This window comes from Vibrio sp. V31_P5A7T61 (assembly GCF_009904895.1).
Lineage (GTDB): Bacteria > Pseudomonadota > Gammaproteobacteria > Enterobacterales > Vibrionaceae > Vibrio > Vibrio metschnikovii.
The window spans coordinates 23,123-35,133 of record NZ_WXWI01000020.1; the positions used below are offsets into that span (position 1 = coordinate 23,123).

9 protein-coding genes are annotated in these 12,011 nt (G+C 39.4%); 8 read left to right on the forward strand and 1 reads right to left on the reverse strand.

Annotated features, from left to right (window positions below; all coding sequences use genetic code 11):
- The first annotated feature begins 321 nt into the window (after positions 1-321).
- From CAG58_RS03455 to CAG58_RS03480, 6 genes are all read left to right on the forward strand, one after another.
- On the forward strand, positions 322-1,302 hold the full coding sequence (locus CAG58_RS03455; protein ID WP_161439695.1) for a Bug family tripartite tricarboxylate transporter substrate binding protein: 981 nt from the start codon (positions 322-324) through the stop codon (positions 1,300-1,302).
- Between the two features lie 102 nt (positions 1,303-1,404).
- Positions 1,405-1,896, forward strand: coding sequence for a tripartite tricarboxylate transporter TctB family protein (locus CAG58_RS03460; RefSeq protein WP_158137315.1), 492 nt, complete (start codon positions 1,405-1,407; stop codon positions 1,894-1,896).
- A gap of 12 nt (positions 1,897-1,908) precedes the next feature.
- Positions 1,909-3,411, forward strand: a complete 1,503-nt coding sequence (locus CAG58_RS03465; RefSeq protein WP_154171092.1) for a tripartite tricarboxylate transporter permease — start codon at positions 1,909-1,911, stop codon at positions 3,409-3,411.
- A gap of 195 nt (positions 3,412-3,606) precedes the next feature.
- Positions 3,607-5,193, forward strand: a complete 1,587-nt coding sequence (locus CAG58_RS03470; RefSeq protein ID WP_237665971.1) for an ATP-binding protein — start codon at positions 3,607-3,609, stop codon at positions 5,191-5,193.
- Between the two features lie 20 nt (positions 5,194-5,213).
- On the forward strand, positions 5,214-5,900 hold the full coding sequence (locus CAG58_RS03475; RefSeq protein WP_161429642.1) for a response regulator: 687 nt from the start codon (positions 5,214-5,216) through the stop codon (positions 5,898-5,900).
- 223 nt (positions 5,901-6,123) lie between these two features.
- A complete protein-coding gene (locus CAG58_RS03480; protein ID WP_161426650.1) occupies positions 6,124-7,719 on the forward strand; it encodes an ABC-F family ATPase in 1,596 nt (531 codons plus the stop codon).
- 103 nt (positions 7,720-7,822) lie between these two features.
- Here the strand turns inward: CAG58_RS03480 and alr are convergent, their stop codons facing one another.
- A complete protein-coding gene (gene alr / locus CAG58_RS03485) occupies positions 7,823-8,923 on the reverse strand; it encodes an alanine racemase (protein WP_161426651.1) in 1,101 nt (366 codons plus the stop codon).
- A 448-nt stretch (positions 8,924-9,371) separates the two neighbouring features.
- Between alr and CAG58_RS03490 the strand changes: the two genes are divergently transcribed.
- Together CAG58_RS03490 and CAG58_RS03495 are read left to right on the forward strand one after the other, a co-directional pair.
- The gene (locus tag CAG58_RS03490; RefSeq protein ID WP_237665972.1) at positions 9,372-10,895 is read left to right on the forward strand and encodes a YjjI family glycine radical enzyme; all 1,524 of its coding nucleotides are present in this window, start codon (positions 9,372-9,374) and stop codon (positions 10,893-10,895) included.
- On the forward strand, positions 10,895-11,668 hold the full coding sequence (locus CAG58_RS03495; RefSeq protein WP_161426652.1) for a 4Fe-4S cluster-binding domain-containing protein: 774 nt from the start codon (positions 10,895-10,897) through the stop codon (positions 11,666-11,668). The genes CAG58_RS03490 and CAG58_RS03495 overlap by 1 nt, the downstream gene beginning before the upstream one ends.
- Positions 11,669-12,011: the final 343 nt, after the last annotated feature.

Below are 12,011 nucleotides of genomic sequence, written 5' to 3' on the forward strand. Positions count from 1 at the left end.
ATGTTCAGATGGGCTAATACTAACATTTAATTGATGATGCTGAAATCCTATCACGTTCAATGCGATGGCTAATGTCGTTGAGACAAAAAAACGCGGAGTGCTCTGTAACGGATAATTAACATCATAAAAACCATAAACACCATAAGCGGTATGGTAAAAAGTGTCCTTCCTCTCGTTAATTTACTTTATTGTCACTTAATGTAAACAAGTTGAAAACATTATAAGTTGTTTTAATTAACCATTGTTAGTAGAGCAACAATATAAGCCAGATTAAAAACTATAAAAAATAATTTACATTAAGTCAGACACAAGGATAGAACGATGAATAAAATAAAATATATCTCTGTAACATGGTTGATAATACTTAGCTCTTTATTAGGGGTATCCTCTGCTTTTGCGAAATCATATCCTCCAAGAACCATTAATATGGTTGCTCCAGCGGGTGCGGGTGGAGGATGGGATATTACGATTCGTACCGTAGCTAAGACATTAAAAGATGAGGGGATTATTAATGCGAATCTACCGGTGATTAATCGTCCCGGTGGCGGAGGTGCAGTAAATTTGGCTTATATGCAAAGTCAGAAAGGTAAAGGAGACTTAATTTCTGTTTATTCTCCTCCGATCTTACTGACTCATTTAGTCGGTTTAACACCATACAGTTATCAAGATACGACCCCTATTGCGCGCTTAATTACGGATTATGCCGCTTTTGTTGTGCCTAAAAATTCTCCTTATACCTCAATTAATCAGGTTATGGAGGCGCTAAAAAAAGATCCTAAGTCTATTAAAATAGGTGGTACATCCGCTGCTGGCTCAATGGACCATATTCAATTTCTCTTAGTGGCGAAAGCTGCTGGGATTAATAATTTAAAAAATATAGATTATATATCATTTCAAGACGGTGGAGTTGTTGCTCAGGTTTTAGGCGGACACATTGATTTGATTTCAACGGGGTTAGGCGATGTAGCTGGTTTAATACAAAGTGGTGAGTTGAGAGCATTAGCTCAAACTGCTGATAAACGAGTAGGTGAAGGGATGATGGCCGAAATTCCTACCGTTAGAGAGCAGGGAATTGATGTGGTTTTTGAAAATTGGCGTGGCTTATTTGGACCGAAAGATATGCCAGAAGAAGCCATCAATTATTGGCGTAATGCTTTAGAGAAAATGATTCATACTGATAGCTGGAAAGCCGCATTACAACGCAATGGATGGGATGATGCTTATCTGGATTTTGATGATTTTCAACCATTCTTAGAAAATACGAATCAACAATACAATGCCTTGATTAAAGAAGTTTTCTAGAGTTATATAAATTTTCAATACAGAAATAAACCAATCGCCTAGATAAAAATTATCGTTATAGGTATTGGTTTATTCTCTTGTACATTTATGGATGATATAAATATGAAAGATTATAGTAAATCTAATTGGGATGGATTGACCGGTATTATCAGTATTCTCTTTGGCTTAAGTTATGGTAGTTACGCCTATTTATTACCAAGGCCTATATTTGGTAATGAGTGGGAACCGATTATTATGCCTTTGTCGATCTCGATTTTTATGATTGTGATTGGATTATTATTAGTCGTTAGTGGTCGATTTTCTCCATCAATGACAGCAATAATGAAGACGATTGATGAGCATTCAAAAAATAAGATTAATACATATAGGGTATTATCAACATGTTTAATTTCCTTGCTGTATTCTTTTATGTTTGAGCCTGTTGGCTTTCTTATAAGCACGATGTTTTTTATGCTGATGATGTTAATGGTTACATGTGGTATTAAACGTTGGAAGCAATCATTAGTCATTGGTGTGGTTTTTTCTGTTGGGATTTACTTCATTTTCAATGAATTATTATCCATTAATTTACCTAGCGGAACACTTTTTAGTTAAGGAAAATTAACTATGACAGATATATTTACGAATCTTTTTAATGGCTTTGGGATTGCTTTACAGCCTTATTATCTTCTACTGATAACACTTGGTGGGATCATGGGAACGATTATCGGCATGCTACCGGGTCTTGGTCCGGCGACGGGCGTTGCCGTTCTATTGCCCATGACTTATGCCATGGGGCCTACGGCATCATTAATTACGATGACAGGGATCTATATGGGGGCGATGTTTGGTGGTTCCCGTAGCTCGATTTTAATCAATACACCCGGAGACGGTGCTGCCTTGGCGGCAACCTTCGATGGTTATCCGATGGCAATGAAAGGGCGTGCAGAAGCCGCACTTGCTATCTCAGCAATCGCATCATTGATCGGAGGTACTATCGCTGCGGTGCTCATGACCTTTCTTGCTGAGCCTGTAGCCAACTTTGCGATTAGATTTGGTCCAGCAGAATATTTTATGTTAATGCTAGCCGCCCTTTCGATGACGGTTTCTATGTCTAAAGGCAATATGCTGAAAGGTTTCTTCTCTATGGCAATAGGGTTAGCGATTGCAACAATCGGCATTGATGCTCAATCCGGATTAAGTCGTTTTACTTTTGGTTCCCTTGAGCTCCAAACAGGTGTTGACTTCTTGGTGGTGATCATTGGCATTTATGCATTAGGAGAAGTGCTGAAAAGCATGACAACCTTAGGTGATGGTAGTAAAAAAGCACAGACTCAGTTTAAACGGATTTGGATCAGTAAAGAGGATTGGCGCAGATCGAAATGGCCCATTTTACGCAGTGCCCCTGTTGGTTTTATTGTCGGGGCACTCCCCGGCGCAGGGGGAACAATGGCATCGTTACTTTGTTATAATAATGAGAAACAACTCTCACCCAACAAAGATGAATTTGGCAAAGGTGCGATAGAAGGCCTAGCCGCTCCTGAATCAGCAAATAACTCAGCATCCATTGGAGCGATGATTCCTATGCTCTCATTAGGTATCCCTGGTTCAGGTACGACGGCAGTCATGATGGGGGCCTTATTAATGTTAGGAATACAACCTGGGCCGCTTTTATTTACCCAGCATCCAGAAACAGCGTGGGGATTGATCGCAAGTTTATTTGTCGCGAATATTATTCTGGCTTTTGTAAATATTCCATTAGCAGGTGTTTTAGTTCGTATGCTCGCTATCCCTGCGAATGTTTTATATCCTATCGTTTTAGGGCTTGCTTTCGTGGGCTGCTATGCCATTGGGAATTCTGTGGTAGATTTTTATATCTTAATTTTATTAGGTATAGTTGGGTTTATTATGCACAAACTGGTTATTCCTACTGCACCAATGATTCTTGCTGTTATTGTTGGCAGCCAAATGGAACAGTCGTTTAGGCAAGCATTTCGGATCTCTAATCAAGAGTTCAGTATTTTTGTTCAATCAGGAATTACTCAATTTCTATTGATAGTGACAATTTTTTCAATCTGTTGGCCATTAATAAACTCATTTAGAAATAAAAGCCTTTCAAACATGGCTTAAGATAACTATTTCAAAGGGTAAAGTCATTTTGTGACTTTACCCTTTTTTTTGTTAATTTCTGGTAGTAAAGTTGTTGTCTTTAGGTATGCTGTGGAATACCTAAGTTGTGTAATTATATGAGTGAATATGTATAAGGTAATGCGTAAAAATCTGGACGTGATTCAGATAAATAGCAATCGAAACCGATGTTTTTTTATGCATTTACGCTTTCGTAATAAGATATTCTTATTGCTTACTTTTTTACTCCTAATTCAATTCCTTTACATGGCCTGGGGATTCTATCAAGCATTATCCTCTTCTATTGATGATCAAGTTCGTACTCGTGCATTATTACAAGCTCAAGATATTGCTAGTGATCCAGAGTTGATTACTTTAGTAGAAACAAAAAACATTACAGAAATTCACAAGGCGATTGAGCGTATCATGCATTATTCTGATGCGAGCTTTATTGTTATTGGTGATCAAAATGGTATTCGCTTATTTCATCCAGAGCCGGATCGTATAGGTTATCCAATGCAAGGTGATGATAATGCGGGAGCTTTATTAAGAAAGGAATCGTATACTTCTTTGCGAGAAGGGAGTTTAGGTTATGGTATACGAGGGAAGTCACCGATTATTGATAGCCAAGGTAATATTATTGGTGTAGTTTCAGTCGGTTATCTGTTAACACGGTTTCAATATTGGCTTAAAGACTACTTTCGTCCTTTGATTGTTGATGCCTTATTATTAATTTCTATTTCATTATTATTAGTCTGGTTGTTTTCTCGGCACATACAAAGAAAAATGAATAATATGGAACCAGAAGAAATTTCGCTCTCTTGGGAAATTCAGCAATCTATTTTATATGCTGTCTATGAGGGTATTATTGCGGTTGATTTACAAGGTAGGGTAATTGTTATAAATCCAGCAGCAAAACGCTATCTTCCATGCTGTTCAGAAGAAAATATTAACATTAGAGATTATCTTAATGATTGTAGTTGGTTAGATAATAAGAGTTCACTCATCGATAAACAGAAAGATGAGTTTTATCGATTAAACCATCATCAAATTATCGCTAATCGAGAACCCATATTACATAATAAAAATCTTGTTGGTTGGGTTCTGAGCTTTCGTGAGCAGAATGATGTGTATGCGGTCTCCGCAAGTTTAAGTCAAATTAAACAATATAGTGATAACTTTCGTGTTCTTCGTCATGAGTTTTCTAATAAATTAACGACACTTTCTGGATTGTTAAAAATGGGGAAAATCCAAGAGGCAATGATATTAATTAATAATGAAAGTGGGAGTAAACAAGAGCTGTTAGACTTTATTCAGCATTCTATCTGCGTCAATCAAGTCGCTGCATTTTTACTAGGGAAAGCTTTACGTGCACAAGAGTTAAATATTGATTTTCGTTTAGATCCCACTTGTCAGTTAAGTAACAATCAAACAAAGTTAGATGATCATCAATTATGTACAGTATTAGGAAATTTGATTGATAATGCCTTTGATTCATGTCGAATAAATCAAACGAAGAGTCCTTCTGTTGGTATTTTAATTACCGATGCAGGACAAGATATTTTGATTGAAGTGTCTGACAATGGAAGTGGTCTGTCTATACAGGAAAAGGAAGTAATATGGAATCGAGGTGTGACTCGTAAAGATGATAAGAAAGATCATGGTCTTGGGCTATATCTTGTCGATCACTATGTAAAACAAGCGGGTGGTTTTATTAACATTGATAATGCTGAACCTCAGGGATGTATTTTTTCTGTATTTATCCCCAACTATATTAATAATTAGCATAATGTCAGGAGGGAGGAATGGAAACGATTGATATCGTTATTGTTGAGGATGACGTAAATATTACTAATATTTATTTGGATATCATTCAAGGTTTTAGTCGATTTACTGTTGTCGGGATCGCTGAGTCTCAGAAGATGGCTCGCACGATTATTCAAGCTTATCAACCACAGCTTATCTTACTCGATAACTATCTGCCGGATGGTTTAGGTATTGATTTATATCGTGATATTCTTGCTCAGAAAAAGAAAAGAAAACAAGATGTTGTACTTATCACAGCATCAGATGACGTAAATACGGTTCAAGAAGCAATGCAGCTTGGTTGTTTTGACTATTTACTCAAACCTATATCTTTTGATCGATTTCAACAAACATTACAACGTTATTTAGATCTCAATAATGCAATGAAAGCTTATGATAATTTAAATCAAAAATACATTGATGAGTTATTTAATATTCAGCACAGAAAGCAGCAAGTTAGCCTTCTACCTAAAGGTATAGAGCAGATAACATTAGATAAAATTATTCGTCTATTATCTTTAAATAGTGGCGATAAATTTACCGTTGAAAAAGTGAGTCTACATACTGGTGTGAGTAAAACGACAGCTCGGAGATATTTAGAATATTGTGCCACTCATGGACTTATTATTAGTGAAAACGAATACGGTAAAGTTGGTCGTCCCGAGCGTGTTTATACTAAAAATTAACCTTTCTTATTTTAAATAATTATTGTTATTCAGTAATAAGGTATTTTAAATTGGATGTATTTTTCATATTGATTACCGCTTATTGTCTATTTTTGTTAGATGAACGATTTGTCTGCAAATTTGGGTGATATTTGTCACAAAAAATGCTATCATCGGCGGCATTTTTTAAAGGTAAGTAAAACTAACCTTTTGTTTATCATCATCCAACAACTTGGAATTTTTTGTGTTAACGACTGCAAACATCACCATGCAATTTGGCGATAAGCCATTATTTGAAAATATCTCGATTAAATTTGGTAATGGCAATCGCTATGGCCTGATTGGCGCAAACGGTTGTGGTAAATCCACCTTTATGAAAATCCTTAGCGGTGAACTTGAACCCTCTTCTGGTACGGTTTCCACTGATCCCAATGAGCGGATGGCAAAGCTGGGTCAGGATCAGTTCGCTTTTGAGAACTATACCGTGGTCGATACAGTGATCATGGGTCATAAAGAATTGTGGAAAGTAAAAGAAGAACGCGACCGCATTTATGCGTTACCGGAAATGACCGATGAAGATGGTATGCGAGTGGGCGATCTTGAAACTGAATTTGCTGAAATGGACGGCTATTCAGCAGAAGCTCGCGCCGGAGAGTTGCTACTTGGGCTTGGCATTCCTGAAGCGCAGCATTTTGGTTTAATGAGTGAAGTGGCTCCTGGTCTGAAACTTCGAGTTTTGCTGGCGCAAGTGTTATTTGCCGAGCCAGAAATCATGCTGCTTGATGAACCGACCAACAACTTGGACATGCATACCATCGCTTGGTTGGAACAAGTGCTATTGGCACGTAACTGCACCATGATCATTATTTCTCACGACCGCCACTTTTTAAATACCGTATGTACTCATATGGCGGATTTAGACTATGGTGAGCTGCGTCTTTTCCACGGTAATTACGATGAATACATGAGCGCCGCTGAACAAGCTCGTGATCGTTTACATGCTGACAACGCAAAGAAAAAGGCGCAAATCGCTGAGCTACAAACCTTTGTGAGCCGCTTTTCTGCTAACGCTTCAAAAGCCAAGCAAGCCACGTCGCGTCAAAAGCAGTTGGATAAAATTCAGCTACAAGAGGTTAAGCCATCAAGCCGTCAATCTCCGTTTATTCGCTTTGATCAAAAGAAAGAGTTATTCCGTAATGCGTTAGAAGTTGAAGGTCTAAAGCAAGGTTATGGCGATAATATTCTGTTTGATAACGTTAACTTAATGGTAGAAGTGGGTGAGCGCATCGCCATCATCGGTGAAAACGGGATTGGTAAATCAACCATGCTCAATACCTTAGCAGGTGCAATGGAGCCGATGGCAGGCATGATCAAGTGGTCTGAAAACAATCACATCGGTTTCTACGCGCAAGATCACGCTCATGATTTCAGTGAAGATATGACGTTATTGGATTGGATGAGCCAGTGGAAAAACGAAGGGGAAGATGAGCAAACGGTACGGGGCATTTTAGGTCGTATGCTGTTTTCACAAAACGACATCAAAAAGTCGGTTAAAGTGATTTCTGGTGGTGAGCAAGGTCGAATGCTATTTGGTAAGTTAATCATGCAAAAACCGAACATTTTGTTGATGGATGAACCAACCAACCACATGGATATGGAATCGATTGAAGCGTTGAACTTGGCGTTAGAGAACTACAAAGGTACTTTGCTGTTTGTCTCCCATGACCGCCAATTCGTTTCTTCTATTGCCACACGGATCATTGAAATAACTAAACAAGGCGTCAACGATTTCCACGGCACTTACGATGAATACTTGGCGAAACAAGGTTTGATAGGCTAATCAGGTACATCATGAACCTCTATGAGGCCATCGCATTGCGCGATGGCTTTTTTTATCGTAGAGCGGTTTATGGATGACTAGTCATTTTTACAATCAATGAAAATTATACCGTACAACGCTCAACCACTTTATCCATATAATGACGAGCTACGCGATTGGTTAATTTAATCGTTAATTCATAAGGGATGGTACCAATATGCTTGGCTACCGTTTCTACTGGTAAGTTTTTTCCCCACATTTCTACGCTATCACCCACTTTATCCATCGCATCAGGCCCAAGATCTACGGTTATCATGTCCATGGATACTCGCCCGACAATTGGCACTTGGCGGCCATTAATAAATACTGGCGTACCTGCTGGGGCAGAGCGTGGATAACCATCACCATAGCCCATCGCGATAACGCCGATTTTCGTATCTCGTTTTGCATACCAAGTTTCACCATAGCCGACAGGTTGATTCGCGGTATGTTGACGAACAGCAATCAAACGTGTGGTGACGGTCATTACCGGCAGTAATTGGTGATCTATTCCCGAATGATAAAGGCTAGGGGAAATTCCGTACAAAGCTATCCCTGCTCTGGCGACATTGAACTGTGATTCTGGCCAAAATAAAATACCTGCCGAGTTAGCCAAACTTTTCGGGCCGGAATACGGAAACGCCGCTTTTGAAAAACACTCGATTTGTTTCAGTGTTGCAGGATGAGAAAGATCGTCGGCACAGCTAAAATGGCTCATAAAACCGAGTTGACCTTTAAGTTTTCCGCTTCGTTCAATGCGCTGCACATATTCTGTCACTTGTTCTGGCTGAACTCCAAGCCGATGCATTCCAGTATCAATTTTCAACCAAATGCTGATAGGGTTAGCCAAGTTACTTTGTTCTAAATCTCGTAATTGCTCTTCACAATGAATGACGGTTGCGAGTTTGAGGTCGGCGGCACGTTGTAAATCGTCAGCACAGAAACAGCCTTCCAGTAGCAGGACTGGTTGATCAATCCCATTAACGATAAGCTCTTCTGCTTCTTCGACTCGTGCTACGGCAAACCAATCTGCCATTGGGAGCGCTTTTGCCAACTGGACGGCACCATGACCATAGGCATCCCCTTTGATGACAGCAATCAGTTTTTGCTGTCCAGAGAGTGACTTTAAACGTAAATAGTTATGGCGAAGTGCGATTAAGTCTATTGAGGCCTGAGCGGTTTTCATACAACATCCTATGTACTTGAAATTCGTCTCTCTACATCAGAGATAACGGTCAACTTTTGGTTATTATGTAGCAAATTTGTATGGTTTGTTAGTATTTTGTGGTTTCATTGACTGTGATCTTGCTAATAATGTTGTATAAAATGTTGTTTTTTTTGCTTGGGAAGAACGCTGTACCTTTCTCAAGGTGATTTTCAATTAAAAATACTGGCTTTAAGATAAAAACAGAATGTTTGATTTTGGTTATATAAAGATAGCTAATCGGGGAATGGGTTTCTGAAAGGGGGTAATTAAACCATCTCTATCGTATAAGTTTTTGTTTTAAAAATAGTTAATACGTGCTGCAGTTCATACTTTGAGCCATCGTAATGGTCTATGTATTGATTCCGCTTTCCCACTAATAAAACCATTGGTAGCATAAGGTTATTGATGAGTAAACGATGTGGATACGATGATGACCGATGATCTTTTCTCTATTGTGACCAATCCAATCTTAAATCCGAAACAAAAAATGTTCGCCTTAGCGGCTCAAGCAGAAGCCAGTTTACCTTATGTCTCTCGCAGCCCAGAATTAATTGAGGCGATGGAGCAAGGCATTATTTGTGATATGTATGAGGGCCATGCACCGTTTAAACCTCGTTATGTCTTACCTGATTATCAACGCTTTTTAACTCAAGGTTCGCGCTATTTAGAATTAACCCCTGCAGAAGATTTTGATGATGCATTAATGAAATTAATGGTGTTGTATCATCATGTACCCTCAGTGACCAATATGCCGGTATTCTTGGGCTACCTTGATCAACTGTTGCTACCTTATTGCGATGATGTGACTGACGAGCATCTTTACCGTTCCTTAAAACGTTTTTGGATTCAATTAGATAGAACGCTTCCCGATGCCTTTATGCATGCGAATATTGGCCCAGAGGATAATCGTGTTTGTCGCATGGTGTTAAAAATCGATGCTGAATTACAACAAGTTGCTCCTAATTTAACACTCATGTACGACCCAGAGCGCACGCCAAACAGCTTACTTCGTCAAGCAACGGATAATATTATCCACTGCAGTAAACCACATATAGCGAATTGGCCTTTACATCAAGTCTTCTTTGTTGAGCAAAATGTGCAACCTAGTTTCGGCATTGTCAGTTGTTATAACGCCTTGCCTGTTCGTGGCGGTGCAAATACCTTGGTACGCTTGAATCTTAAAGCCGTTGCTGAACAAGCACAAAATATCGATACGTTCTTAAATCATACGCTGCCTTATTATTGCCACTTGATGTATGAGTTGATTGAGCAGCGTTGCCGTTTTTTACATCAACAATCCAACTTTTTTCAAGGCTTTTTAGTCACAGAAGGGCTGATTGAAGAAGCTCGCTTTGCGCCAATGTTTGGTGTTTATGGCATGGCTGAAGCGGTCAATCATTTATTATTGGGTAAGGCAGAATATGGGCGCGACCTTGCTTCTAACCAACTCGCATTAACGATCAGCCAAACTTTAAGTGACATTGTCACTAAAACGCCAGTCACTTATGGCTTAGCCAATCGAGCTTTACTGCATTCGCAAGGTGGGCTATCCATTGATACGCAGACCACACCAGGAATTCGAATTCGTTATGGTCAAGAGCCAGATCCGGTTAGCCATTTATTAGCCTTAGCACCGCAGCACGCTTACTATCCTTCTGGAGTCAGTGAGATTTTAACTCTAGACGAAACCATTAAAGCCAATCCTCAGGCGTTAACCGATCTCTGCTTAGGCGCTTTCGCTCATGGAATGAGGGAGTTTACGGCTAATACTCACGGAAATGATTTAGTGAGAATTACTGGCTATATGGTAAAAAAATCGGACTTAGAAGCGTATTATCAACAAGGCTCTCGCACGAATACAACGGCGCTTGGCGCTGAAGCGTACACCGAAACAAAAGTCACTCAACGAGCACCAAGAGTGGTGAGTCATGAATTTATTGCAGGTGAGTAATGCCGACCACAGTGATTTCGCATAATGATGAGATAACGATCCAACGCTCAATAACGGGGCAAGTTGCTCGATTGCTGCCTTATTCTGTGGTCGATGGGCCCGGCAACCGCTTGGTGTTTTTTCTCCAAGGCTGTAATTATCGCTGCCCGGCTTGTCATAATCCGCAAACGATTGCTCGCTGTAGTGAAGATTCTCAAGCGATGACAGTGTTTGACGCTGTTGAGCAGATCTGGCAGCGGCGACACTTCATTACCGGCATTACTCTCAGTGGTGGTGAGGCGAGTTTACAAATCAAATTTGTTCGCGAGCTATTTAAAGCGGTGAAAACCATACCCGAACTGTCATCATTGACTTGTTTACTCGATAGTAATGGCAGTCTTTCGCTCAAGCACTGGCAAAGCTTGTTGCCTTGGATGGACGGGGCAATGATCGATTTAAAAGCATGGCATGAAAGGTGTCATTATCAATTAACTGGGCATAGCAATGTGCCCGTTAAACGGTCGTTACACTTTCTGGCTGAGCATGGCAAATTAAGCGAAGTGCGTTTATTACTCATACCCGATAAAACAGACTATGACCTATATAGCGAGTCATTAGCGCAATATTTAAATCAGTTACAACAGTTACAGTCAGCTAAGGAGGCGGCTTTTCAACTACGTGTTAATGCTTTTGCCAATCATGGTGTTTCTGGCATTGCCAAGTCTTGGCCTGCGGCTACCGCAGAGCAAGTGAGCCGTTTGATGACAAAGCTTACTGATGATGCACTTTCCTAGTAATCTTGAGGTAAATAGCGGTTGTACAATTGATTAGTGGTGGTTATGATTTCGTCTGCAAATTAATATCTAACAATGTCAGTAGGCTTAATATCACAAAAGCTAGGTGTAAAAGACCTAGCTTTTTCTTTTCTTGTTAGCTGTCTTCTTCCTGCTTGAATGGCTACGCTCGTTACTAAATGTGAAATAGAGTAACCATATTTTACTAAGGCCATTTTTCTCTGTTTGTTGAGCATTATTTTTGCGTGAGTTAACAAAAAATCAACGCTATTTTTGAATAACATTATGTTTTTTCTCATCGTTTTATATAATTAATTGTCTACTTCTTGCCGATGTAGTGTAT

Coding starts and splice junctions, on each gene's coding strand:
- CAG58_RS03455 (WP_161439695.1), top strand. CDS start 322: ATGAATAAAATAAAATATATCTCTGTAACATGGTTGATAATACTTAGC.
- CAG58_RS03460 (WP_158137315.1), top strand. CDS start 1,405: ATGAAAGATTATAGTAAATCTAATTGGGATGGATTGACCGGTATTATC.
- CAG58_RS03465 (WP_154171092.1), top strand. CDS start 1,909: ATGACAGATATATTTACGAATCTTTTTAATGGCTTTGGGATTGCTTTA.
- CAG58_RS03470 (WP_237665971.1), top strand. CDS start 3,607: ATGCATTTACGCTTTCGTAATAAGATATTCTTATTGCTTACTTTTTTA.
- CAG58_RS03475 (WP_161429642.1), top strand. CDS start 5,214: ATGGAAACGATTGATATCGTTATTGTTGAGGATGACGTAAATATTACT.
- alr (WP_161426651.1), bottom strand. CDS start 8,923: ATGAAAACCGCTCAGGCCTCAATAGACTTAATCGCACTTCGCCATAAC.
- CAG58_RS03490 (WP_237665972.1), top strand. CDS start 9,372: ATGATGACCGATGATCTTTTCTCTATTGTGACCAATCCAATCTTAAAT.
- CAG58_RS03495 (WP_161426652.1), top strand. CDS start 10,895: ATGCCGACCACAGTGATTTCGCATAATGATGAGATAACGATCCAACGC.